Origin of the sequence: Sorangium sp. So ce1335 (assembly GCF_051521615.1) — a bacterium.
Lineage (GTDB): Bacteria > Myxococcota_A > Polyangia > Polyangiales > Polyangiaceae > Sorangium.
Window position 1 is genome coordinate 7,962,656 of record NZ_CP150363.1, and the last position, 22,579, is coordinate 7,985,234.

Here is a 22,579-nt window from a genome sequence, read left to right on the forward strand (position 1 = left end):
CGCCGATCCTACGGAGGCAGGAACGAGGTGATCAACACTTCCGTGTACGCCGTGGACGAGGTCGCGGGATTGTCGAGACATCGGGAGTAGTACCCGCCGTTTTGGTCAGGCACGCGGTCGCAGATCGTATCGCACGAGCCCACGAGCGCGATAGGACCACACGGCTGCGTGACGGTCGCCCCGGTGGCCGGATCGGTCGCGAGGTGACCCACCGCACACTCTCGCTTCAGGGTCCGCGCGCGGGCGGCGCCCGACGGCGCGTGACAGGCGCGCAGATAGGGCGTCGAGCTGAACACGTTCCCCCAGAACGCGCCCTCTCTCACCGTGTAGGCCGAGCGCTCCGCCCATTGCGAGGCCAGCGGGCTCTGGCTGCCGCGCAGGGAGATGTTCACCGAGACGCCGTACCAGTTCGTCCGCGATGCGAGGCACGCCGAGATCCAGCGCTGGTAGAAGGGATCGGTCAGCGGACCGTAGGCCCACCAGTCCGCGATCCCGAGGTGGCCGGGGTAGGTCTCCGCGTGGGCGACCCCGCCGCTGTCGGTCCATGTGAACGAGAACGACTGGTCCGGCCTGAGCGCGCAGCTCACGACGTACCGCAGGAGCTCCCTTGACAGGGCGCCGTCCGTTCCCGGATTCTGGATGACCGCGAGCGAGCTCGAGGTGAGGGCGCCCGGGGCCAGCGCGCGCTGGCTGAGCGTGAGCGGGGTGAGGGCGGTCTGCGTGAGCGCGTTCAACGCGATCCGGTTGACAGTCATGCTGTTGTCAACGGTGACCGCTCCCTCGGCCTCCCCTATCAATTCGTCCGGCAGGTCGTCGATCTCCGCCCCGATGCAGGCGGTAGTAACCAGAGGTATTGCGAGCAGCGCAACAGTCCGCGTGGAGCAAAGGAACATCATGGTTCCCCCTTTCAGCGACGGTCCAAGCGTTTCAGTGTCGAGTGGCGGCCCAGTTTAAGATACCATTTGGAAACGCTCCTGCATATACCGGTTCACCAGTTCTCGAGCGCGAGGGAGACCAGCGGCGCGCACGGCAGCCTCTGACGCGGCGCGCGATGAGGGGAGATGACGAAAGAAGACGAGACGAGGCCGTTTTCCGATGTCGAGAGGGCCAGCGCGCGCGGCGAGCTCCCGCCGGGCACCGTGGCCGGCGATTACATCCTCGAGGGATTCATCGCCCGCGGCGGTTGCGGCGTCGTCTACGGGGCGAGGCACGCCCGAACCGGGAGGCCCGCCGCGGTCAAGGTACTGAGCGAGGCCGTAGCCCACTCCCGCCGTGTGGTCGAGCGATTCGCGCGCGAGATCGAGGCTTTGCAGCTCATCTCCCACCCCAACATCGTAGAAATTTACGAAGTGGGTGAGATGGATAACCACCAGCCCTTCTACGCGATGGAGCGCCTCGAAGGGCAGACGCTCGACGCCCTGATCAGGGCCGAGACGCGGCTCGCTCCCCGCGAAGCGCTGGAGCTGTTCGAGCCCATCTGCGCGGCGCTCGGGGCCGCGCACGCCGCGGGGATCATCCACCGTGACGTCAAGGCGAGCAACATCTTCATCTGCTCCGGCAAGCCGCGTGCCGTGAAGCTCCTCGACTTCGGTATCGCCAAGTTGATGGGACCGGAGGAGGGCTCGACCTGGCTGACCACGGCCGGAAGAATGCCCGGGACACCATCCATCATGGCGCCGGAGCAGATCCTTGGCGGTCCCATCGATGCGCGGGTGGATGTTTATGCGCTCGGCGTGCTCCTCCATCGCATGCTGGTGGGACGACTACCATTCCATACACACGATATGGATGAGATGGTCCGGAAGCACCTCGAGGAGCCGCCGATGCCTCCGAGCTTGCGGGTCCCGCTTCCTCTCGAGCTCGACGCGGTGGTGCTCCGTTGCATGGAGAAGCGGCGCGAGCGGCGATTCAGCTCGGTCGAGGAGCTGGTGCGCGCGCTCCGCGAGGCGATCGGCGAGCCCGCGTCGGGGGCGCAGAGCGGGCCCGACCCGACGCGGCCGGCGGTGGCGGTGTACCTGGAGGTCCGGACGCGCGGCTCCGACGAGCTCGACGACGCGCTCGCGGCCGACATCGGTCAGGTGCTCGATATCGCCGAGTCGCAGCTCTCGCACGCGGGGTTCATCCTGGCGTCGACGACCGGCAACGAGGTGCTCGGCGTGCGCCTCCTGCCGCCGGACGCGGACGAGGAGCGCAGCGAGCGGCGCGCGGCGCTCGAGTTCGCGGCGGCGCTGCACGAGGCGCTGATCCGGCGCGACGGGGCGGACGCCCGCGTGCACGTCAACGTGTGCGTACACGCGGACGAGGTGCAGGCGCGCCCGGCGTCGCCGCCCGAGATCACGGGGGGCGCGCTGATGTGCGCGGGGCTGTGGGCGCCTGCCGAGGACGTCCAGGGGGTCTTCGCGACGCCGGGCGCGACAGCGGGCCTCGGCGGCAACGAGGCGCCCCTGCGGCGCCTCGCGTGACCCGGCGGAGATGCGCGTGACACGCGCGCCGGCGCGGCGAGGTGCGAGCGCCCGCGACCCCGGGCGCGTCAGCGGAGGGCGTGGCTGCGGGTCATCCGGTTCGCGAAGGTCGACAGGGTGAACGTGCCGATGCCGACGATCACCTCGAGGGCCTGCTCGGCGGTGAATCCCGCCCGGACGAAGGCGTCGAGCTCGGCGTCCGACACCTGACCTCGCTCGCGCAGCGCCGCCTCGGTGAACGCAGCCAGCGCCTGGAGGCGCGCGTCGGGGACCGGCGCTCGCTCGAAGAGCGCGGCGGCGACCGCGGGCGGCGCCCCCGCGCGGAGGAGGAGCCCGCGGTGCATCGCGCGGCAGAGATCACAGCCGTTCTCGGTCGCGACCACCATGATCACGACCTCGCGCTCGACCGGCGAGAGCGTCGCCCCCTCGAAGAGGGCCAGGAGCTCGTCGAAGGCGCGCACCAGGAGCGGCGAGGTCGCGAAGCGGGCCACGGGCAGCGGCAGGAAGCCGAATTTCTGCGCGGTCCGCTGGAGCGCAGGGCGCACCGCCGCAGGCGCGGTGTCGAGCGTGTGGGCCGGGAAGTGGGGGGAAGGCTGGGAATGTGCCGACGTGGCGGGCTGGCTCATGAGGAGGTCTCCTTTGCGCTAATCATTGTCAATGCAAGTAATAGGGCGTTCGAGGGGCACGTCGGGGGGCGGCGCCGCGCTCAGGCCTCGGGCTCGAGGTTCGCGAGGATGCGCTGCAGCGTGCGCCGCGTCGTGAGGAGGTCGTCCTTCGGGATGCCGGCGCGCATCTCGTCGACCAGCGCCATGGCCTCGCTGGACAGCGCCTTGCGGAGCTCTCGCCCGCGCGCCGTCAGGTAGACGAGCCGGGCGCGCCGGTCCGTCGGGTCCTGGTGGCGCGCGACCAGCCCGTCGCGCTCCATGAGCGCGAGGATGCGGCTCATCGTGGGCACGTCGCGGAAGGTGCGCTCGGCCAGGTGGGTCTGCGAGACGCCCTCCTGCTCCCACAGCCGGACGAGCACCATCCATTGCTCGGGCGTGATCTCCACGCCGTGCGCGCGGAAGCGACGGTACATCGCGGCGCGGGACGCGAGGTACACGCGCGCCACCCAGTAGCCGAGCGCGTTGTCGAGCACGATCCCGCCGTCGGCCGTGAACTGGTCGCGCATCGTGGGGAGAGCGTGACACGGCGCGTTTGATTGTCAATACAAGTATCTGCCGCGCCGCCCGTGCAGGTCAGCCTGCTCGCGTACCTCTGGCCGCTGCTTATCTACCTGGCCTGACCGCGCTCGTCGCGCGCGGGTTGCCCGCGTCCGCGCGCGCGGTCGCCGCGAGGCCGCCGGCGGCGACGAGGACGCAGGCCGCGAGCAGGCGGGGGCTCGCCTCGGCGCGCCCTGCGAGGCAGAGGAGCGCCGTCGAGAGGACGGGCGCGCCGTAGGAGAGCACCCCGAGCTGCGGCAGATCGCCGTGCTTCGTCGCGTGGTCCCACGCGAAGAACGCGACGCCCACGGGGCCGAGGCCGAGCGCGAGCAGGCCGAGCGCCTCGCCGGCCGTGGGCACGACCGTGCGCTCCAGCGCGAGGTGCCCGGCGAGGCCGAGGGCGGCCGTGGCGGCGCAGGAGCCCGCGACGGCGTCGGCAGGGACGTCGGCGAAGCGGCGCTGGAGCACCGAGTACGTCGACCAGACGAGCGCGCAGCCGAGCGCGGCCAGGTAGCCGCGCGCGTGCGCGGCGCCGAGGCCGACGTCGCCCGCGGCGGCGAGGACCGTCCACACGCCCGCGAGCCCGAGCAGCGCCCCGGCCACGTGCCTCCGGCGCAGCCGACCGCCGGGCACCAACGCCGAGAACAGCACGAGGAGCAGCGGCCAGAGGTACGCGATCAGGCTGACCTGCACCGGCGGCGCGGCGGAGAGCGCGTAGAAGTAGAGGGCGTGGTAGCCGAACAGTCCGCCCACGCCGAGCATCCAGCCGCTCGGAGGCTGACGCAACGCGCGCAGCGCCCCGAGCCCGCCGCCGCGCAGCGCGGCCCGCGCCGCGCCGAGGAGCGCCGCGATCGCGAACGTCGAGGCGAGCACCTGGAGCGGCGGCAGGCCGCTCACCGAGGTCGAGAGCAGCGCGAGGCCGCCCCAGAGGCCGATGGCCACGACGCCCGCCAGGGTGGCGGCGCGCCGCGAGGGTCGCGCCGCCGACGTGGTGTCCGACGGCGTCGACGCGGTGTCCGATGTCGCTGACGTGGTGCCCAATGTCGCTGACGCGGTGTCCGATGTCGCTGACGCGGTGTCCGATGTCGCTGACGTGGTGTCCAATGTCGCTGACGTGGTGTCCAATGTCGCTGACGTGGTGTCCGACATGGCGCCGAGCGTGCTGCGTCGCCCCGCGGCCGTCTTGGCCGAGGCTCCGCCGCCCTGTGCCGGGGCTACGCGCCCCGGGACAGGCCGGGGCTCGGCTGGCCGTGTGCCGGCGTTACTCGCCGCCGCCCCGCCGCGACGCGCGCCCGCCGCGCGGCGCTGTCGGCTCGGCCGGCCGTCCCGACCGGGCCGCGCGGCGCAGCGCGGCCGGGGTCACGCCGTGGCGGCGGCGCAGGCTGCGGGTCAGGCAGCTCTGATCGGCGTAGCCGCAGCGGAGCGCGATCTCGGCGATCCCGAGATCGGTGCGGGACAGGAGCTCGGTCGCGCGCGCGAGGCGCAGCGCGGCGATGCGCTCCTGCACCGTCGTCCCGAGGACGGTGCGGAACAGGTGATGGAGGTGCCCTGGGCTGAGCTCCGCCCTGGCCGCCACGTCCGCGACGGTGAGCGGCTCGTGCGCGTGCTCCTCGATGAAGCGGAGCGCGCGACGGAGCTTCTCCGGGGCGCGCCCAGGGTCGCGCTCGCCGCGCTCGGCCAGCGTGAGCACGAGCAGCCCCGCCCACTGCCGGCGCAGCGCGACGGAGCCGCCGCCATCGAGCTCGGCCGCGGCGGCGCGGACCAGGAGCGCCGCGCCGGCGTCGAGGGCGACGGGCCCGCCCGCGGTCCGCTCGATCCACGGCGCGGCGCCGAGCTGCTCGGCGGCGGCGAGCGGCACGTCGATGACAAGGAAGCGGTTCCGATCCGGCGCCGCGAAGGCGTGGCGCGCGTCGCCCGGGACGAGCACGCCCGAGAGGCCGGCCGCCCTGAGCTCGCGCCCGCCGATCGAGAGCGAGAGCGCGCCCTCCACGGGCAAGACGAGCTGGTGGTGCGCGTGCCGGTGCGCGACCACCTCGGCCGCGTAACGCTGCAGGCTGAGCTCGACCTCGGCCACGGCGCGCCATGCTCCCACGCCCGGCGCGCGCGCGCCATCGCGCCGGCGAGCGCCGATCGCGCGCGCATCGCGCCGGCGAGCGCCGAGCGAGCGCCGATCGTGCAGGCCTTCGCCCTCGCGGTTCGGGCGAGGGCGCAGACGCTGCTCGACGGGTCCTGGGCGCTCTTCGCCGTGCGGCGCTGACGGCCCGACGGCCTCCTGGGAGCGGCGGCGGAAGCCCCCGCGGCAGCGCGCGTTTCGCTGGACGATGGGCCGCGGCTCGCCAATCCTTGCGGCATGAAGCTCACCAGCGTCGCCGCCGACACCGTGCAGATCGTGAGTCGGGGAGAGTACACGTCGCCCTCGGGCGCGACGGTCCGCATCCGGGACCGCGTGCTCGCCGCAGTGAAGGGAACCGTGCTTTACCGGCCCGGATCACTCGACACGTGGGAACCGAAGGCGCGCCTCGATCGACCGCCCGCGATCGAGGTCACCGAGGAGACCACGGGGGCGGCGGCGTGGCGGCTCGTCGAGCAGGAGGGCGAGGCCCGCGTCGTCGCCCTGAACTTCGCGTCGGCCAAGAACCCCGGGGGCGGGTTCCTGCGCGGGGCCAAGGCCCAGGAGGAGGATCTCGCCCGGTGCTCCGCGCTGTACGCGTGCCTCGTCGAGCAGCGCGACTACTACGACGAGAACCGCGCCTCGGGGAGCTTCCTGTACACAGACCATCTCATCTACTCGCCGGATGTGCCGTTCTTCCGCGACGAGCGGCACGCCCTGCTGGAGCGGCCCTTCGCGGTCTCGATCATCACCATGCCCGCGCCGAACGCCGGAGAGGCGCTCCTGCGCGACGACTCGGTGGATCGGGACATCCTCGCGACCCTGGAGCGCCGCGCGGCCATGGTGCTCGCCGCGGCGGGCGCGCACGATCACCGGTGCCTCGTCCTCGGCGCCTGGGGGTGCGGCGTGTTCCGCAACGAGCCGCGCGAGGTCGCCGACGTCTTCGCCCGGACGCTGGAGCACCCGCGCTTCCGCGGTGCGTTCTCGCGCATCGTGTTCGCTGTGTACGACCGGGGCGACGGTCAGCCGAATTACCGAGCCTTCCGCGAGCGGTTCGCGGGCGCCTAGCCTGGGGCGCCCCGCCGCGGCGGCGCCTCCGGCGCCCCGCCGAGCTGCCGCCGCGCCCCGCGGCGAGCCGCGAGCGGCGGAGGTCCGCTGGCGGCGCACCGTCGTGGGCAATCGCCACGCCGTTCGCATCGATACGACCCGACAGGAGACGACGCGCGGGTCACACACCCTGGGCGACACGCCCTCCGGCGCACGTCGAGGGCGCTCATCCTGTCTACCTCCAATGGAAAATTCGAGAGCGGAAACCCTCCGCCCGCGCATTTCGATTTGTCGGGCCGTGATCGGAGCGCGATAATCACGGTTCCGCATTGAGTACGACTGACAGCAAGCTCGCCGTGCTCCTCGCGACGGCCCTCCTCTCCGGATCGCTCCCGATCGTGAGCGGATGCGCGTCCGCCCCGCCCGCGCCGCGCGCCGTCAGGCCCGCGGCCCCGGCGCCGCTCCTCCAGCGCTTCGCCAGCGAGCCCGCGCCGGCCCCGCGCTTCCTCGATCCGGAGCGCGAGAGGAAGCTCCGCTCCGTGGCGGCCGAGGTGCAGGGGCTCGCGCAGCGCACCGCGGAGCGGGAGCGCCTGCCCGCCCTCGCGCTCGGCGTCGTCATCGACGAGGAGCTCGCCATCAAGAAGGTGCTCGGCGTCCGGGACGTCGCGCTGGGCGGCGCTGTCGACGAGCACACGCGCTTCCGCATCGGATCCATCACGAAGACGCTGACCGCCGCGGCGGTGCTGCGGCTCCGCGACGAGGGGCGGCTGTCGATCGACGCCCCGGCGGCGCGCTACCTGCCCGCGCTCGCCGGCGTCGTCTACCCGACGCGCGACTCGCGGCCGATGACGGTGCGCGACCTGCTCACGCACAGCTCCGGCCTGCCGCGGCTCGGCGTGTTCTCCCCGGCGTCGACGGCGCGCGACGTCACCGAGCGCGAGATCCTCGCCACGCTCGACGGCTTCGGGCTCGAGAGCGCGCCGGGCACCGAGACGTCCTACTCGAACCTGGGCTACTCGCTCCTCGGCCTGCTCGTCGGGCGCGCCGCGGGCGTCCCCTACCGGCGCTACGTCCACGACGCGCTGCTCGCGCCGCTCGGCATGCGCGACGCCGCGTGGGACCCAGCCCAGGTGCCGCCCGACGCGCTCGCGTCGCCGCACGTGCGCGGCGCCGGCAGGGCGCTGACGCCGATCCAGCCGTGGCGCCTCGGGGCCTCGGAGTCGACCGCGGGGCTCTACGCGAGCCTCGCCGACATGGGCCGCTTCATCGGCTTCCAGCTCGCCGCCTGGCCCGCGCGCGACGCGCCCGAGGCGGGCGCCCTGCGGCGGAGCACGGTGCGCGAGTCGCACATGATGGCGCGCAACGGCTCGGCGTTCCCGGCCGCCGGCGGCGCCGACGGCCCGGGCCTCGGCTGGCACGTGCGCGAGGACTGCGACCTCGGCCACGTCGTCTTCCACAACGGCCTCATCGACGGCTTCAGCGCCTCGGTGGCGCTCCTGCCGGAGCGCGGCGTCGGCGTCGTCTCGCTCGCCAACGTGGCCGGCGCCGACCTCGAGTCGCTGAACGAAAAGGTCCTCAGCAAGCTCCAGGCCACCGGCGCCATGGTCGCGCGCGTCGTCCCGCCGTCCCCCTCCGTCCGCCGCGCGGCCCAGGCCGTCGCGTCGGTCATCGGTCGCAAGCGGACGGATCTGCTGGATCGTCGGCTCCGCCCCGGCTGGTTCCCCGAGGATCACCTCACCACGCTGCGGCAGGAGCTGCGCGACGTCGGCGCGCGGATGGGCGCGTGCGCGCTCGACGGCTCGTCCATGGTGGAGAGCGCGACGTCGGCGCGCTTCGGCCTCCGCTGCGAGCACGGCGCGCTCTCTGTGGCCGTGCGCGTGGACACCTCACCGGACCCGCTGATCACGTCGCTCAGCGTGGAGGAGCAGACCGGCGCGACCGCCTGGGATGGCGCGCGCGCGAACGCCAGACCGGCGCGCTGCCGCTGAGCTCGCCGGCGGCCTGCCATCGCGCCGCCCCTGCCTGCCAACCCGCCACACCTGTGGCAGAGCGCCCCCACACGAACGAACGGTAGAGCTCGCGACAGCCCAGCGGGGAAGCTGCTCTTTGTCCAGGAGCTCCGTGGTGCTGGCTCACGTCGTGCATTGCGCCGGCTCCGCTCACGCAACGGCTTTCCGTTGTTCCAGCGAGCCCTGGAGACGCGGGAGCTGGCGTCAACGCGGTTCGCCCGTCTCGGGCGGCGGCGAGGAGATCGACCCAATGAGAACTCTCGTTCATTCTGTTGCGCTTTCGGCCGTGATCGCTCTCGGTAGCCTCGGATGTTCCAGCAACTCGCAGCCTGCGCAGAGCCCGTCCGGGGCCAGCGGCTCGCAGGGCACCACGGGAACGCAGGCGCCGTGGGGCGCGGACGCGAGCGGCAGCGGGACCACGGGCGCTCCGGGGACCGGTAGCACCACGGGGCAGCCCTCGATGGGCGACATGGGCACCGGCACGAGCGACATGGGCGCCGGGCAGGGAGCCTCCGGGACGGGCATGGGAACCGGCGCAACAGGCAGCAGCGGCACGACCGGCAGCAGCGGTCTGACCGGCACCGGCACGACGGGCACCGGCACGACGGGTACCGGCACGACGGGCACCGGCACGACGGGCACCGGCACCACCGGCACGACCGGCCCGGGCAGCAGCGGCATGACCGGCACCGGCGCGCCGGGCTCGGGCACCAGCGCGGGCCCGGGCACCGGCGCCACGGGCTCGGGCGCGGGCGTCCCCGGCGGCTTCCGCGGCGACACGAGCAGCGGCGGCCAGCAGTCGCCCACGACGGGGACCACGGGCTCGCAGCAGGGCGGCCAGCAGAACAAGAAGGGCGGCACCACCGGCTCGGGCGCCGGCACCCAGAGCCCGGGCCAGGGCAGCGGCAGCACGACCGGCACCCAGGGCTCCGGGACGACCCGCTGAGCGCCGGCGAGGCTGGCTCCCCTCTCATCGCCCGACGCGCGCGCCCGCCCGCGGGCGCTCACCGCTGCTGCGGAGAGCGCCGCAGAGCGGGCGCGCGCGCCGGGCCAATCCCCACCTCGAACGCGCGGCAGCGCCGGAACACGCGGCGGCGCCGGAACGCGCGGCAGCGCCGGAGATCCGCGTCTCCGGGTCTCCGCCGCGTCACGCATGTTGCCGTGAGGCCGCGCCGGTGATAGCGAGGGCCGCGACGCCACCGCGCCCCGCGCGCGCCGGTATCCGGCTCGACCGATCACGATCATCGGCTAGTCTAGTCGCGCCCATCGCTCCGGGCGTCGAACCATCCTCTCTCACCTCGCGGAGGTCCGCTTGAAGCACAACGACGTGGTGGTCTTGATCCTCGGCGGAGGCGTCGGAAGCCGCCTGTACCCGCTCACCAAGCTGCGCTCGAAGCCAGCCGTCCCGACCGGGGGCAAGTACCGCCTGGTCGACATCCCGATCAGCAACTGCCTCAACTCGGGCTTCAACCGAATTCACATCCTCACGCAGTACAACTCGGTCTCTCTGCACAACCACATCACGCAGACGTACCGGTTCGACGTCTTCTCCGCGGGCGCCGTGCAGATCCTCGCCGCCGAGCAGACGCCCACCCACAGCGAGTGGTACCAGGGCACCGCCGACGCCGTCCGCAAGCAGCTCGGAGAGGTCAAGTCGCCGAACCCGCGCGACGTCATGATCCTCTCGGGCGATCACCTCTACCGCATGGATTACGAGCCGTTCCTCGCGCGCCACCGCGAGACCCGGGCCGACGTCACGCTCGCCGTGCGCCCCGTCCCGACGGCCGAGGTGTCCCGCCTCGGCATCGTGGACACCGACGACACCGGGCGCGTCGTGAAGTTCGTCGAGAAGCCGAAGGACATGAAGCTGCTCGACAACGTGCGGCAGACGTCGGACCCGAAGAACCCGTGGCTCGCCTCCATGGGCGTCTACATCTTCCGCGCGAAGGCGCTCTACGAGATGCTCGAGCGCGACAACTCGTCCGACTTCGGCAAGCACATCCTGCCGCAATCGCTCGACACCCACCGGATGGTGACCTACACGTTCGACGGCTACTGGGAGGACATCGGCACGATCCGGAGCTTCTACGAGGCCAGCCTCGCGCTCACCGACTCCAACCCTCCGTTCTCGTTCTACGACCCGCAGCGGCCGATCTACACCCGCCCGCAGTTCTTCCCCCCGGCCCACGTCACGGCCGGCTCGGTGCTCGATCAGGTGCTGCTCGCCGAGGGCAGCCGGATCATCGAGTCGAAGATCTGCCGGTCGGTCGTGGGGCAGCTCTCGTCGATCGGGCCCCACGTCACCATGTCGAACACGGTCATGATGGGCGCGGACTACGAGTCCCTGTTCCACGTCCAGGCCCCAGAGAGCACGCGGGGGCTGCCCCCCATCGGCATCGGCCGCGGGTGCAAGATCGACGGCGCCATCATCGACAAGAACGCGCGCATCGGCGAAGGGGTGGTGATCCGCAACCTCCCCGATCGCGAGGACACCGACGCCGAGTTCTACGCGGCCCGCGAGGGCGTCGTGGTCGTCCCGAAGAACGCCGTCGTCCCCCCGGGCACCGTCATCTGACCGCGCGCCACGCCGCGACCTCGCCGGCGGCGTCGTCCGGCGAGCGCTGGCAGCGCTGACGAAGCTGGACCACTCGACATCACGCGATAACGCACCGCGTCATAACGCGGCGCTCTCCCCACCTTCTCGCGAAGCCGTCGGGCTGACGCGGCGCTCATCATCGGACAGTCGCGCCTGGCCCTCGTCGGCTGGGCCCTGGTCTGGTAAAGAGCGCCCTCATGCGAATCTGCATCCTCGGCGCTACGGGCCTCGTCGGTCGCGAGACCATCACCCTCATCGCGCGGGCCTGGCCCGGCGCAACGCTCGCGCTGTTCGCGAGCCGGGACCAGGAGCTCACCCTCGACGGCAAGTCGTACGAGGTGCTCGGCGCGTCGCGCCTCGAGGCGCAGGACGCTCCCCGCGGGGACCTCGCGTTCGTGGCGCTGGATGACGAGCACAGCAAGCGGTACGTGCCGCGGCTGCTCGAGCTCGGGTACCGCGTGATCGACAAGAGCAACACGTACCGCACCGACCCGAAGGTGCCGCTCGTCGCCGCGGGGGTGAACTCGAGCATCGTCGACGACGCTGTCCGGCTCGTGGCCAATCCGAACTGCACGACCATCCCGCTGACGCTCGCGCTCTCGCCGCTGCGCCGGGAGTTCGGGCTGAGCGCCGTCACGGTGAGCACCTACCAGGCGGTGAGCGGCGCCGGCATCGCCGCCCTCGACGCGTTCCTCGCGGACGCGCGCGACGGCTACCAGGCCCTCGACCGGCTGGGCTCGCCGTTCAAGCTCTCGGGCTACGCGGGCAACACCGTCCCGCACAACGGCGGCACCGACGAGAGCGGCTTCTCCTCCGAGGAGCGGAAGCTCATCTTCGAGAGCCGCAAGATCCTCGGCATGCCCGAGCTCGGCGTCTCCGCGCAGTGCTGCCGCGTCGCCGTCGCCGTGGGCCACTACGAGAACGCGTGGGTCACGTTCGATCGCCCGGTCGACCTCGAGCGGGCGGCGAGCCTGCTGAGCGATCCGGCGCAGTCGCCCTTCGTGAAGTACCTCCCCGGCGCCGCGGGCGAGGGCCTCAGCGCGCTCCACTGCGTGCAGGACCGCGACGTCGCGCTCGTCGGGCGCATCCGCCCCGACGCCCGGGACCGCGACCGGAAGAGCATCTGCCTCACCGTCGTCGGCGACAACCTCCGGCTCGGCGCCGCCACCAACGCGGTCCGCATCGCGACGCGCTGGTTCCCGAGCGCCGATCGGGATCTGCAGGCCCCCTCCTGACGCGCTCGGGTGCTGCGGTACTCACCGCAGACAGGCCGCAGAGGATCGAACCGCCAAGACGCCAAGAACGCCAGATCATTGAGATTTCTTGGCGTCCTTGGCGGTTCCCAGAGTCCCGCACTTTCGGGTGGTGCGGCCCGCCCTCCCGCCGCATCGTCGACATGGAGTAACCTGCGCGGCAGGCGCGCAATCCAGGCGCGCCGCGCCGGGCGATCCCGCTCGCGCTCCCCGGGAGGACTCACGACGATGACGACCGCCCAGCCCCTCATGATCCTCGTCGCCGGGCCGTACCGCTCCGGCACGAACGACGACCCCGACCTGATCGCGGCCAACGTCCGCGCCATGAACGACATGGCCGTTCGCCTGTTCCGCGCCGGCCACCTCCCCGTCCTCGGCGAGTGGTTCGCGCTGCCGCTCATCGAGCACGCCGGGTCGCGGCAGATCGGGGACGAGATCTGGAACGAGATCTTCCACCCCGTCGCCCGCCGGCTCGTCGCGCGCTGCGACGCGTGCCTGCGGATCGGCGGCCCCTCGAAGGGCGCCGACGAGATGGTCGAGCTGTCACGCTCGCTGGGCAAGCAGGTCTTCTTCAGCCTGGACGAGGTGCCGCGCTGCGGTTAGCGCGGCGCCTGGACGAGGCGCTGCGCTGCGGTCAGCGCGGCGCGATCACAGCGCTGCCCCCCGGCCAGCCGGCCCCGATGGGGAGCTCCTGGACGTCGGGGAAGAGCATGTAGGCGCGCCTCCCGTCCGATGTCTGGACGTGCGGCGGCGCGGCCGCGGCCGCGGCGACGCACGCGCGCACGGCGCGCCCGAGCGCGGCCGCGCCGTCGAGCGCCTGGCCGAGCGCGGCGAGCGCCTGCGCGAGCTCGGGGAGCGTCGCCTCGCCCGACGTGCCCCGCGCGACGAGCGCGTCGATCTCGCGGTCGCTCACGCCGAGGTCCGACGGCAGCGGGTGGCGCGGGCGCGCGGGCTGCGCCGCGGCCGCGCCGGAGAGGAACCGGCGCTTCGCCGCGGCGCCCGCCTCGCCGAAGCCCGTGGCGAGCTCGAAGAGCGCCGACGCCACGCCGAAGCCGGCCCCGGGGACGCCGGGCGAGGGGGCGCCGAGCCCCAGGGCGTCGAGGAACTCGAGCCCGGTGTAGCCCGGCATGGCCGAGCGCTCGGTCTCGGGCAGGGGCGGCGCCACGCGCACCTCGCCGGTCTCGAAGACGAGGACGCGCGCGTGCGTGAAGCGGGCGTGCGGCGCGGCGAGGAGCACGCGCGCGAGCTGCGCGGCGACCTCGACCGCCGCGGCGGGCTCGAAGCGGGAGCCCGGGAGGTAGCGCGCGATGCCCCCGAGCGTCATGCCCGCGCCGTCGGGCCAGGGGCAGACGGCGACGTGCCGCGGCGACGCCTCCGCCTCGCCGGGCGCGTACACGCGCTCCAGGCCGAACGAGCCGGGCGCGAGGAGCGGCGGCGGCTCGCCCGCGACGCGCCGCAGGTCGTCGAAGAGGCGCGCGCGCTCCTCGCCGTGGTGCTCGGGCACGAGCACCCGCGCGCCGAGGAGCAGCGCGACGGTGCTCCCGACGCGCGCGACCCAGGCCTCGGGGACGCCGAGGTGCTCGTACAGGTGGGCCTCGACGACGAGCTGCCACTCGCGGGGCGGCTCGGGCGGGCGGGACGCTGCGGTTCGGTACATGTCGGGTGTGGGGCCTCGGACGACGCGTGCTCGGCCCCGGATCCACGCGCGAGACGAGCGAGCTCGCGAGACAGCGTAATCCAAGCCGCGGCCCGCGGCATCGCCGCTGCATCGCCCCCCGCGGGAACATCGGGCCGGCCGCCGCGGCGCTCGGCTTCGGCGCGCTCGCCGATCGCATGGGCAAGCGGCCGCCTCCCGCCCCGCCCGGCGCGTCCTGGCGCGGCGCGGGAGGCCTCGCCGGGCGGCCCGGCGCTCGGCGAGGCCTCCGGTGTACGATGCGCGCCATGAAGCGCTTTCTCCTGTTGAGCATCCTCTTTTCGGCCGGCGCGTGCAGCCCTGAGAGCCGGGACTTCGGGCCCGCGAGCTCCGACGCGACGAGCGCGGCGGCGTCCGGCACCGGGGGCGGCGTGCCCGCCTGCGACGAGGGCCTGACGTTCTGCTCCGGCGCGTGCGCGGACACGAGCTCCGATCCGGAGCACTGCGGCGCGTGCGGCCACTACTGCCTGGGACAGCCGTGCGTCGACTCGCGCTGCCAGCCCCTGGTCCTCGGGTCGGGCGGCGTCGAGCCGGTGGACATCGCTGTCGACGACACAACGGTCTACTGGGCCGATCCTGGCGCTCGAAAGGTGATGTGGGTGCCGGTCGGCGGCGGCAACGCGTCCGCCTACCTCGAGGCAGGGGAGCCCTTCTATCCCGTGAGCATCGCGCTCGACTCCGGCAGCCTCTATTATGCGGACTCGGGCCTCGATTCCATCATGTCGGCATCGTTCGACACCGCTCTCGAGTTCCTGGCGAGCGGCCAGACCTACCCGCTGGACATCGCGGCCGACGGGGCGAACGTCTACTGGACGAGCGGCGGCCTGGGCACGGTCATGAAGGTGCCGGCCGACGGCAGCGGCGACGCCGTCGCGCTCGCGGAGGGGCAAGACTCCCCGCTGGCCGTCGCGGTGGACGCCACGCACGTCTACTGGGTGAACGAGGGCGGCGCCGTGATGAAGGTGCCTATCGAGGGCGGCGATCCCGTCGTGATCGCGGACGGGCAGAGCAAGCCGCAGGACATCGCGGTGGACGCGACACACGTCTACTGGACGAACGACGGAGGCACCGTGATGTCGGCGCCGCTCGAGGGCGGCGACCCCATCGTGATCGCGAACGGGCAGCGCAACCCGCGCAGGATCGCTGTCGACGGCACCGGCGTGTACTGGACGAACGACGGAGGCACCGTGATGACGGCGCAGTTCGGCGGCGATGCGCCGATCGCGCTCGCGACGGGGCAGGACCACCCGCTCGCCATCGCCGTCGACGCCACGAGCGTTTACTGGACGAACAGCGCCGGCGGCACCGTGATGAAGCTCCCGAAGTAGGCCCCGGCGGCCGGCGCAGTAGGCCCCGGCGGCCGGCGCCCGGCACACCGCGCCGGGAGAGAGCGGAGACCCGCACGGCCCGCGCAAGCCACACACCTGCCTACATCCCAGCCGTAAAATACCACCTCCCCTACCAGGTCGCGCCATGGGGGGATCTGCCCTGATTTCCTTGACAGACGCCGGTCCGCGGCGTACTTAACCAGAAGGTTAATTAACCAAGCGGTTAAGTTCCCATGCCGACCGACCAGCTCAGCACCACGTTCGCGGCCCTGGCGGACCCGACCCGCCGGGCGATCCTTGCCCGCCTCGCGGCGGGTGAATGCTCGGTCACCGAGCTCGCCGCGCCGTTCGACATGAGCATGCCGGCCGTCTCGAAGCACCTCCGGGTGCTCGAGCGCGCGGGGCTCATCGAGCGGAGGCGGGACGCGCAGTGGCGGCGGTGCCGGATCGAGGCGGGCCCGTTGAAGGAAGTGGTCGATTGGGCCGAGCACTACCGGCACCTCTGGGAAGGGCGGCTCGACCGGCTGGATACGTACCTGCAAGAGCTCACAGCAACAGCACAGGAGGAGGAGAGCCATGATCGCAAGCAGCGCGGTGAATAAGGACAGCTTCCAGGTCTCGACGCCGACGGAGCAGGAGATCGTCATGACGCGCCTGTTCAATGCGCCGAGGCAGCTCGTATTCGACGCGATGACGAAGCCCGAGCACGTGAGGCGGTGGTGGGGCTGCCTGAGCGAGGGATACTCGGTGCCCGTCTGCGAGATCGACCTCCGCCCCGGCGGCAAGTGGCGCTTCGTGAACCGCCACCCCAACGGTGAGGCCGCCTTCCACGGCGAGTACCGGGAGATCACGCCGCCGAGCCGCCTCGTGTTCACCGAGATCTTCGAGGATTATCCGGACACCGTCACGGTGGTGACGTCGGTCTTCACCGAGGAGGGCGGGAAGACACGAATGACGGTCACGGTGCGCTATCCGTCGCTGGAGGTGCGCGACATCGTCCTCTCGACCGGAATGGCCCAGGGGGCGGGCATCAGCTACGACCGGCTCGAGGACCTGCTCGCCGAGCTGCAGAGGTCTTGAGCCTCCTCTCCGCGGCACGGGCGCGCGCCTGCGCCGGGCGCGCCCGTTGCTGCGACCCCCGCCCGGGGGTAGGATCTCCGCATGATCCCCGCCCTGGAGCGCGGCGATTTCAGCCCGCAGAAGCGAATCGCGCCGTTCGACAGGATCGCGATCAGCGAGCGCGATCGGCGCATCGTCGCGCTCGCGCGCCAGAAGCTCGGCGAGACGACCGTCGATTTCGGCGAGGCCGTGCGCGCGCTCCGTGAGGCGGTGGAGGAGCTGATCCCCGCCGGGCGCACCTTCGTGCTGGGAATCGCCGATCTCACCCCGGTCGTCGGCTCGCTCGTGTCCGGCGTCGGCATCACCGCCGGCGCGGAGGGCGTGATCCTCGTGCGCATGGAGCACGACGGACGGAGGACGACGCTCGGGAGGTTCTCGCCGTGAGGGGCGCGCTCGACTTCGATCCGGCAGAGCGCGAGTACGGCGCGGCGACCGCGTCGATCCGGAAGATCTTCACCGAATCGGCCGACATCGACTGGTTCGTGCCGCCGCGCGACCCCGGGGCAGAAGCGCTGGCGGCGCGGCTCATGAGGCAGCACAACGCGCGCGCGCGGGTACACCTGCCGGAGGTCTTCCCGGCCACGCTGGAGACGCGATCGTCCCGGGGCGGCTGGCGCGAGTTCGCCGCGCTTCGCGACAGGGTGTGCAAGCAGCCGTGGGACTGGAAGTTCTCGGCGCTGAAGAAGCTGTCATCGCACCACTCGAAGGCTCGGAGCTGGTCGCTCAGCGATCAGGCCACGCGCTGCGTGGACCTCGAGACCGGCGCGGCGCCCCGCCCCGGGGATCTGTTCGTCCGCGTCGGCGACCTCGTGCTCTGGAACAAGCTCGTTCCAGACCTCGATGTCAAGGCGTGCGTGCCGCGCCACGGCGTGGAGCCCGCGCGCTGGTACCTCGGCTACGTCCACGTGGAGTTGCTCGAGTGCATCGAGTGGCAGCTGGCCGAGGGCAGCGATGACCTGGAGGGGAACCCCTTTTACCCGCTCCTGCGCTGCCATGCCGCCGGGTTCTATCCGTTCAGCCTCGACAAGAGCACGATGGTCCTGTTCGCCTTCGACCGGTGATCGGGCAGGACCTCCCAGGCGGCCGCCCCGCTCACGCGATGCGCTTCAACCAGGCGACGGCGAAGTCGCGGAACACGGCGACGTTCCGCGGCACGTGCCGCGCGCTGGGGTAGACGAGGTACAGGGTCCCCGCGCGCTGCGACCACTCGGGCAGCACGTGGACGAGGCGCCCGCTCGCGAGGTCGGGCGCGGCGAGGAGGCGCGGGAGCGGCCCGATGCCCCCGCCCGCGCGCAGCACCGAGCGGATGAGCTGGAAGTTGTCCGTGGCGATGCGCCCGGTCGCCATCGCGTCGCGAACGGCGTCCGCGTGGTCGAGCGGCCACTGGCCGCGCCGCGCGCTCGGCAAGAACACGACCCGCTCGTGGTCGGCCAGCTCGTCCATCGCGCGCGGGAGGCCGCGGCGCGCGATGTACGAGGGGCTGGCGAAGAGCTGCACGTCGGAGTCGTGAAGCTTGCGCGCGACGAGCGAGGAGTCCGGGAGCTCGCGCGACGCCCGCAGCGCCACGTCGAAGCCCTCGCGCAGCAGATCCACCTGGCGCGAGGAGAGGTCCACCTCGACCGCGAGCAGCGGGTAGCGCGCCCCGAACTCGACGAGCATCTCCCCGAGGAACGGGTCGCCGCTGTCGGGCGGCGCGCTGAGCCGGATCAGGCCCTGCGGCTGGCCCTGGTAGGCGTCGAGCGCCTGCGCCGCGTCGCGCAGGCCGGCGATGTGCGGCGCCACGTCGCCGAAGAAGCGGCGGCCCGCCTCCGTCAGCGCCACGGCGCGCGGCGACCGCTGGAGCAGCCGCACCTTGAGGCCCTCCTCCAGGCGCGTCACCGCGCGGCTCACCGTCGACTTCGGGACCCCGAGCTGCGCGGCCGCGGCCGTGAACGAGCCGAGCTCCGCCACCCGGGCGAACGCGGCGATCTCGTCGAGCTGGGGCGGCCGGGGGCATGGGGCCTTGGATGGCGCGCGGGGGCGGGGCATGCGGGGACCTCACGAGGGCCGGGGCAGCGCGCCAGGGCCGCTGCCACCGGGCAGATCAGGCCAGGCCGCGCCGGTCAGGCGGCGCTGACCAGGGTGCGATGGCCAGGTTGCGATGAAGCAACGCTGAGTTGAACCGTTGCACGATAGCACTAGGCGCTTCGAGCGACCACATCAAGGGCGCGGGCGCTCCGACCGGGAGGGCCCGCCTCACCAGCGAGGCTCGTCATGAACAACGTCCAACGTTTCGCTCCCGCCGCCGCCCGCACGCTTCAGGGGCTCGTGTTCCTCGTCTTCGGGCTCAACGGCTTCCTGAACTTCCTCCCGCAGCCGCCCATCCCGGAGGCGGCCGCCAGCTTCGCCGGCGCGCTGGCGGCGAGCGGCTACATGTTCCCGCTGCTCAAGGGGACGGAGGTCGTCGCGGGCGCCCTCCTGCTCGCGAACCGCTACGTCCCGCTCGCGCTGGCGCTCCTCGCGCCCATCGTCGTGAACATCGTCGCGTTCCACACGTTCCTCGCGCCGCCGAACCCGGTCGCGTGGCTCGTCCTGGCCCTCGAGATCTACCTCGCCTACGCGTACCGCGCGGCCTTCCGGCCGATGCTCGCGGCGCGCGTCGACGCGGGCGCCGCGGAGCGCTCCGGCGCAGGGCGCGGCAAGCTCGAGGCGGCCGAGAGCGCCGTCTGACGGCGAAGCGCCGCTGGAACAGGATGGTGGGGAGGCATCGAGTTCACTTCCCTCCCCTCCCCGCCTTCTCGTTCATCCGACAGCGCTCTCCCGCCCCCCGCGCGCTCCCACCACGCCTCGCGCGCGCTCGCGCAAAGCGCGTGGAGGGGTGACGAACGTCATCGTTGACCAGCTGGAAGACGATGTGGCCCTCGCCGCGCGCTTCGCCGCCATCGGCGAAGATGGCCTCAAAGCAGCTTACCTCCATGACGGCAAGAGATCGGTCGCGGCGGTGCCTGCCGAGGACCTGTGATCCTGGCAGGCGCGCTGCCGGCAAGGACATCGACCGCAGCGCTGCGACCCATGAGCCCGCCCTCACGCCTCCTGAGCTCGCTCGCGGCGCGGCGGCCGCGCGCGGCCCGCCTTGCGCGGCCGCCCGGGACTGGCAAGAACATGCAGCGATGTCGCGCGAGGCGCTGCTCCCGGCGCTCAAGAGACCTGCCGTCGAGGAGCGGCTCGCGGTGCTCCGCAGCTTCGTGCGCGCGGGGGCCGAGAACCGGCCCGGCGTCTACCGGATGCTCGGCGAGGACGGCGCTGTCCTCTACGTCGGCAAATCGAAGCGGGTGCGCACGCGGCTGCTCGGCTACTTCCGCTGCGACCCCGAGGAGAAGGGCGCGCGCATCCTGCGCGAGGCGAGCCATGTCGCGTGGGAGTACTGCCCGAGCGAGTTCGCGGCGCTCCTCGCCGAGCTCAGGCTCATCCGGCGGCTGCGCCCGCGCTTCAACGTCGCCATGAAGCGCGATCTCAAGCGCTACGCCTTCATCAAGGTGACGCGCGGCCCGGCGCCGAAGCTGCACGTCGTGCGCGGCCCGGCGCGCGACGCCGGGGCGCTCTACTACGGCCCGTTCACCGGCGCGGGCCGCGTCCGCGAGGCCGTGCGCGCGCTCTCCAACGCGCTCGGGCTGCGCGACTGCGCGGAGGACGTGCCGATGCGCTTCGACGACCAGCGGACGCTCTTCTCGCTGGAGCGCCGCACGCCCGGCTGCATCCGTTACGAGATCAAGCGCTGCCTCGGCCCCTGCGTCGCGGGCTGCTCGTCGCGGGAGTACGCCGATCGCGTCGAGCTCGCCCGCGCGTTCCTCGAGGGCCGCAGCGACGGCCCGATCGGCCGCTTCCGCGACGAGATGGAGGCCTGCCGCGAGCGCGCCGAGTTCGAGCGCGCCGCCGCGCTGCGCGACCGGATCCAGCGCCTCACCGCCCTGCGCGGCGAGCTCCAGCGCCTCCGCTTCGCGCTCGGGTCGCTCTCGTTCCTCTACACCGTGCCCGGCCACGAGGGCGACGACCGCGTGTACCTCGTCCGCCGCGGCAGCGTCCGCGCCGAGGTCCCGGCGCCGCGCTCGGACGACGAGCACCGGGCGCTCGCCCGGCTGGCGGCCGACGTCTTCGGCCCGGTGGAGCCCCCGACCGCGCCGGTGCCGCTCGGCGAGATCGACGAGGTCCTGCTGCTGTCGTCGTGGTTCCAGCGCTACCCCGACGAGCTCGCGCGCACGCAGCCGGCCCCCGGCTCCGCGGGCTAGGCGGCCGGGGGCCGCGCCCGCGCGCCGGCGCCGCCTCCGCGCCCGGCGCGCTCGCGCCCGCGGGCTGCGCCTGGGCGCTCGCCGAGGCCCGCCCGCGGCGTCCACCGCGATGGTTGCGATGCACAACCAATTGGTTGCGTAGAGCAACCATCCGTGCTCACCTGCCGTGGTGACGACGCGAGAGCTCCGCTCCGAGGTCCGCGCCTTCGTGCGCGCGTTCGGCCTCCTCGACGATCAGCGCACGCCGTGCGGCGTCCAGGTGGCGCCGCGCGAGGCGCACGCGCTGGCGATCCTCGCGGAGGCCGAGCAGGCCGGCGTCGCGCTCACGCAGAGCGACCTGCGGCGGGCGCTCGGGGTCGACAAGAGCAACGTCACCCGGCTGATCCAGCGCCTCCGCGACGATGGCCGCGTGGCGCAGGACGTCAGCGAGGAGGACGGGCGGGTCCGCCGCCTGCGGCTCACCGCGGCCGGGCGCCGCCTGGCGGGCCGGCTGGAAGAGCGGAGCCTGCTGCGGTTCCAGGCGATCCTGGACGCCATTCCCTGCGCGGAGCGCGCCGCCGTGGTGCGCGCCCTGCACGTCTTGAACAGCGCGCTCCGGCGCGCGACCGAGGAGCCTTCTCATGCGAGCGATTCAAGCGATGCTCTCTAGCCTTGCCGCCCTGGCCCTCCTCATGTCGTCGCTCGCCGCCTGCGCGCCCTCGGGAGAGGCCTCCACGCAGCCCGCGCCGAGCGCGCCGGCGGCAGCGGACGTCCGCTCGTTCGGCGCGCTCCGCGCGATCATGCACGAGGGCCAGACGGGGCCCGCCGTGCGCATCGGCGACGTCGTCCCGGGCCCGCACGCGTTCGGCGTCGGCGCGCTCAGCGCGCTGCGCGGCGAGGTGACCGTCGTCGATGACGCGATCTGGACGTCGTATCCGCGCGACGACGGGACCGTCGATGTCCGCCGCGCCGGGGCGGAGGAGCAGGCCGCGCTCTTCGTGGTGGCGAACGTCGCCCGATGGCAGGAAGCGACGCTCGACGCCGACGTGCCGGACGGGCAGATCGACGCGCGCATCGAGGCCCTGCTGCGGGAGCGCGGGCTCGACGCGGAGGGCCCCGTCCCGGTCCAGGTGCGCGGGAGCTTCCGCGATCTGAGCTGGCATGTCATCGACGGCAGAAAGCTCGCTCCCGGCGGCGGACATGCGGACCACGTCCGGGTGTCCGTGAGCGGGACGCTCCCCACCGCCGAAGGGACGCTCGTGGGCTTCTTCTCGAAGCGCCACCACGGCGTCTTCACGCACATGGGGTCGAACACACACTTCCATGTCGTCCTGGCCGAGCGGCCGCTGACGGGCCACGTGGACGGCGTGACGCTCGCTCGCGGCGCGCGCGTCCTCTTCCCGGCGCGCTGATTCCCGTCGCGCTGATCCCGACGACCCGCGCCGCTGTCCCTGGACTGAACAACCTGGACGTCCACACCCTGCTTCAGAGGGCTTTCTCCACATGTCCTGTGGGC

General features: G+C 72.9%; 24 protein-coding genes. 17 read left to right on the forward strand and 7 right to left on the reverse strand.

Annotation, left to right across the window (positions count from 1 at the left end; translation table 11 throughout):
* Window positions 1-8: 8 nt before the first annotated feature.
* Window positions 9-755: a hypothetical protein gene (locus WMF24_RS29255; RefSeq protein WP_437730701.1), complete on the reverse strand. Its 747-nt coding sequence runs from the start codon at window positions 753-755 to the stop codon at window positions 9-11.
* Window positions 756-1,061: 306 nt separating this feature from the next.
* Between WMF24_RS29255 and WMF24_RS29260 the strand changes: the two genes are divergently transcribed.
* Window positions 1,062-2,462, forward strand: coding sequence for a serine/threonine protein kinase (locus WMF24_RS29260; RefSeq protein WP_437730702.1), 1,401 nt, complete (start codon window positions 1,062-1,064; stop codon window positions 2,460-2,462).
* A 68-nt stretch (window positions 2,463-2,530) separates the two neighbouring features.
* Here WMF24_RS29260 and WMF24_RS29265 read toward each other — a convergent pair whose 3' ends face one another.
* From WMF24_RS29265 to WMF24_RS29280, 4 genes are all read right to left on the reverse strand, one after another.
* A complete protein-coding gene (locus WMF24_RS29265) occupies window positions 2,531-3,088 on the reverse strand; it encodes a carboxymuconolactone decarboxylase family protein (RefSeq protein WP_437730703.1) in 558 nt (185 codons plus the stop codon).
* 80 nt (window positions 3,089-3,168) lie between these two features.
* On the reverse strand, window positions 3,169-3,633 hold the full coding sequence (locus WMF24_RS29270) for a MarR family winged helix-turn-helix transcriptional regulator (RefSeq protein ID WP_437730704.1): 465 nt from the start codon (window positions 3,631-3,633) through the stop codon (window positions 3,169-3,171).
* Between the two features lie 97 nt (window positions 3,634-3,730).
* Window positions 3,731-4,606 carry an aromatic amino acid exporter YddG gene (gene yddG / locus WMF24_RS29275; protein ID WP_437730705.1) on the reverse strand — a complete coding sequence of 292 codons (876 nt, stop codon included), beginning with the start codon at window positions 4,604-4,606 and terminating at the stop codon, window positions 3,731-3,733.
* A 319-nt stretch (window positions 4,607-4,925) separates the two neighbouring features.
* A complete protein-coding gene (locus WMF24_RS29280; protein ID WP_437730706.1) occupies window positions 4,926-5,738 on the reverse strand; it encodes a helix-turn-helix domain-containing protein in 813 nt (270 codons plus the stop codon).
* A 276-nt stretch (window positions 5,739-6,014) separates the two neighbouring features.
* Between WMF24_RS29280 and WMF24_RS29285 the strand changes: the two genes are divergently transcribed.
* The 6 genes from WMF24_RS29285 to WMF24_RS29310 all read left to right on the forward strand — a co-directional run bounded on the left by WMF24_RS29285 (window position 6,015) and on the right by WMF24_RS29310 (window position 13,282).
* The gene (locus WMF24_RS29285; protein ID WP_437730707.1) at window positions 6,015-6,842 is read left to right on the forward strand and encodes a TIGR02452 family protein; all 828 of its coding nucleotides are present in this window, start codon (window positions 6,015-6,017) and stop codon (window positions 6,840-6,842) included.
* A 308-nt stretch (window positions 6,843-7,150) separates the two neighbouring features.
* Window positions 7,151-8,809 (forward strand): serine hydrolase domain-containing protein, encoded by a 1,659-nt coding sequence (locus tag WMF24_RS29290; RefSeq protein WP_437730708.1) that lies wholly within the window; start codon window positions 7,151-7,153, stop codon window positions 8,807-8,809.
* 307 nt (window positions 8,810-9,116) lie between these two features.
* Window positions 9,117-9,776, forward strand: a complete 660-nt coding sequence (locus tag WMF24_RS29295; protein WP_437730709.1) for a WGxxGxxG-CTERM domain-containing protein — start codon at window positions 9,117-9,119, stop codon at window positions 9,774-9,776.
* A 366-nt stretch (window positions 9,777-10,142) separates the two neighbouring features.
* Entirely contained in the window at window positions 10,143-11,405 is a 1,263-nt protein-coding gene (locus WMF24_RS29300) for a glucose-1-phosphate adenylyltransferase (protein ID WP_437730710.1), read from the forward strand.
* 218 nt (window positions 11,406-11,623) lie between these two features.
* Window positions 11,624-12,661 (forward strand): aspartate-semialdehyde dehydrogenase, encoded by a 1,038-nt coding sequence (locus WMF24_RS29305; protein ID WP_437730711.1) that lies wholly within the window; start codon window positions 11,624-11,626, stop codon window positions 12,659-12,661.
* Between the two features lie 246 nt (window positions 12,662-12,907).
* A complete protein-coding gene (locus WMF24_RS29310) occupies window positions 12,908-13,282 on the forward strand; it encodes a DUF4406 domain-containing protein (RefSeq protein ID WP_437730712.1) in 375 nt (124 codons plus the stop codon).
* Window positions 13,283-13,313: 31 nt separating this feature from the next.
* Here WMF24_RS29310 and WMF24_RS29315 read toward each other — a convergent pair whose 3' ends face one another.
* The gene (locus WMF24_RS29315) at window positions 13,314-14,336 is read right to left on the reverse strand and encodes a hypothetical protein (protein ID WP_437730713.1); all 1,023 of its coding nucleotides are present in this window, start codon (window positions 14,334-14,336) and stop codon (window positions 13,314-13,316) included.
* Between the two features lie 284 nt (window positions 14,337-14,620).
* On the opposite strand from WMF24_RS29315, the gene WMF24_RS29320 reads away from it, so the two are divergent.
* From WMF24_RS29320 to WMF24_RS29340, 5 genes are all read left to right on the forward strand, one after another.
* On the forward strand, window positions 14,621-15,700 hold the full coding sequence (locus WMF24_RS29320) for a hypothetical protein (protein WP_437730714.1): 1,080 nt from the start codon (window positions 14,621-14,623) through the stop codon (window positions 15,698-15,700).
* 233 nt (window positions 15,701-15,933) lie between these two features.
* Window positions 15,934-16,302: an ArsR/SmtB family transcription factor gene (locus WMF24_RS29325; RefSeq protein ID WP_437730715.1), complete on the forward strand. Its 369-nt coding sequence runs from the start codon at window positions 15,934-15,936 to the stop codon at window positions 16,300-16,302.
* Window positions 16,277-16,780, forward strand: a complete 504-nt coding sequence (locus tag WMF24_RS29330) for an SRPBCC family protein (RefSeq protein ID WP_437730716.1) — start codon at window positions 16,277-16,279, stop codon at window positions 16,778-16,780. Before WMF24_RS29325 ends, WMF24_RS29330 begins: the two co-directional genes overlap by 26 nt.
* A gap of 81 nt (window positions 16,781-16,861) precedes the next feature.
* Window positions 16,862-17,203 (forward strand): hypothetical protein, encoded by a 342-nt coding sequence (locus tag WMF24_RS29335; RefSeq protein WP_437730717.1) that lies wholly within the window; start codon window positions 16,862-16,864, stop codon window positions 17,201-17,203.
* Window positions 17,200-17,880: a hypothetical protein gene (locus WMF24_RS29340; RefSeq protein WP_437730718.1), complete on the forward strand. Its 681-nt coding sequence runs from the start codon at window positions 17,200-17,202 to the stop codon at window positions 17,878-17,880. Before WMF24_RS29335 ends, WMF24_RS29340 begins: the two co-directional genes overlap by 4 nt.
* Before the next feature lie 31 nt (window positions 17,881-17,911).
* Here the strand turns inward: WMF24_RS29340 and WMF24_RS29345 are convergent, their stop codons facing one another.
* Window positions 17,912-18,847: a LysR substrate-binding domain-containing protein gene (locus WMF24_RS29345; RefSeq protein WP_437730719.1), complete on the reverse strand. Its 936-nt coding sequence runs from the start codon at window positions 18,845-18,847 to the stop codon at window positions 17,912-17,914.
* A gap of 225 nt (window positions 18,848-19,072) precedes the next feature.
* Between WMF24_RS29345 and WMF24_RS29350 the strand changes: the two genes are divergently transcribed.
* The 5 genes from WMF24_RS29350 (at window position 19,073) to WMF24_RS29370 (ending at window position 22,475) form a co-directional block, all read left to right on the forward strand.
* Window positions 19,073-19,528 carry a DoxX family protein gene (locus WMF24_RS29350; protein ID WP_437730720.1) on the forward strand — a complete coding sequence of 152 codons (456 nt, stop codon included), beginning with the start codon at window positions 19,073-19,075 and terminating at the stop codon, window positions 19,526-19,528.
* Window positions 19,529-19,676: 148 nt separating this feature from the next.
* Window positions 19,677-19,820, forward strand: coding sequence for a hypothetical protein (locus WMF24_RS29355; RefSeq protein WP_437730721.1), 144 nt, complete (start codon window positions 19,677-19,679; stop codon window positions 19,818-19,820).
* 148 nt (window positions 19,821-19,968) lie between these two features.
* Entirely contained in the window at window positions 19,969-21,084 is a 1,116-nt protein-coding gene (locus tag WMF24_RS29360; protein ID WP_437730722.1) for a GIY-YIG nuclease family protein, read from the forward strand.
* Between the two features lie 169 nt (window positions 21,085-21,253).
* On the forward strand, window positions 21,254-21,733 hold the full coding sequence (locus WMF24_RS29365) for a MarR family winged helix-turn-helix transcriptional regulator (protein WP_437730723.1): 480 nt from the start codon (window positions 21,254-21,256) through the stop codon (window positions 21,731-21,733).
* On the forward strand, window positions 21,705-22,475 hold the full coding sequence (locus WMF24_RS29370) for an acetolactate decarboxylase (RefSeq protein ID WP_437730724.1): 771 nt from the start codon (window positions 21,705-21,707) through the stop codon (window positions 22,473-22,475). The genes WMF24_RS29365 and WMF24_RS29370 overlap by 29 nt, the downstream gene beginning before the upstream one ends.
* Window positions 22,476-22,579 lie beyond the last annotated feature (104 nt).

What these genes read in the sequence shown, in the direction of transcription:
- WMF24_RS29255 (WP_437730701.1), bottom strand. Translation starts at nt 755, where the DNA reads ATGACTGTCAACCGGATCGCGTTGAACGCGCTCACGCAGACCGCCCTC.
- WMF24_RS29260 (WP_437730702.1), top strand. Translation starts at nt 1,062, where the DNA reads ATGACGAAAGAAGACGAGACGAGGCCGTTTTCCGATGTCGAGAGGGCC.
- WMF24_RS29265 (WP_437730703.1), bottom strand. Translation starts at nt 3,088, where the DNA reads ATGAGCCAGCCCGCCACGTCGGCACATTCCCAGCCTTCCCCCCACTTC.
- WMF24_RS29270 (WP_437730704.1), bottom strand. Translation starts at nt 3,633, where the DNA reads ATGCGCGACCAGTTCACGGCCGACGGCGGGATCGTGCTCGACAACGCG.
- WMF24_RS29285 (WP_437730707.1), top strand. Translation starts at nt 6,015, where the DNA reads ATGAAGCTCACCAGCGTCGCCGCCGACACCGTGCAGATCGTGAGTCGG.
- WMF24_RS29305 (WP_437730711.1), top strand. Translation starts at nt 11,624, where the DNA reads ATGCGAATCTGCATCCTCGGCGCTACGGGCCTCGTCGGTCGCGAGACC.
- WMF24_RS29310 (WP_437730712.1), top strand. Translation starts at nt 12,908, where the DNA reads ATGACGACCGCCCAGCCCCTCATGATCCTCGTCGCCGGGCCGTACCGC.
- WMF24_RS29315 (WP_437730713.1), bottom strand. Translation starts at nt 14,336, where the DNA reads ATGTACCGAACCGCAGCGTCCCGCCCGCCCGAGCCGCCCCGCGAGTGG.
- WMF24_RS29320 (WP_437730714.1), top strand. Translation starts at nt 14,621, where the DNA reads ATGAAGCGCTTTCTCCTGTTGAGCATCCTCTTTTCGGCCGGCGCGTGC.
- WMF24_RS29325 (WP_437730715.1), top strand. Translation starts at nt 15,934, where the DNA reads ATGCCGACCGACCAGCTCAGCACCACGTTCGCGGCCCTGGCGGACCCG.
- WMF24_RS29330 (WP_437730716.1), top strand. Translation starts at nt 16,277, where the DNA reads ATGATCGCAAGCAGCGCGGTGAATAAGGACAGCTTCCAGGTCTCGACG.
- WMF24_RS29335 (WP_437730717.1), top strand. Translation starts at nt 16,862, where the DNA reads ATGATCCCCGCCCTGGAGCGCGGCGATTTCAGCCCGCAGAAGCGAATC.
- WMF24_RS29345 (WP_437730719.1), bottom strand. Translation starts at nt 18,847, where the DNA reads ATGCCCCGCCCCCGCGCGCCATCCAAGGCCCCATGCCCCCGGCCGCCC.
- WMF24_RS29350 (WP_437730720.1), top strand. Translation starts at nt 19,073, where the DNA reads ATGAACAACGTCCAACGTTTCGCTCCCGCCGCCGCCCGCACGCTTCAG.
- WMF24_RS29360 (WP_437730722.1), top strand. Translation starts at nt 19,969, where the DNA reads ATGTCGCGCGAGGCGCTGCTCCCGGCGCTCAAGAGACCTGCCGTCGAG.
- WMF24_RS29370 (WP_437730724.1), top strand. Translation starts at nt 21,705, where the DNA reads ATGCGAGCGATTCAAGCGATGCTCTCTAGCCTTGCCGCCCTGGCCCTC.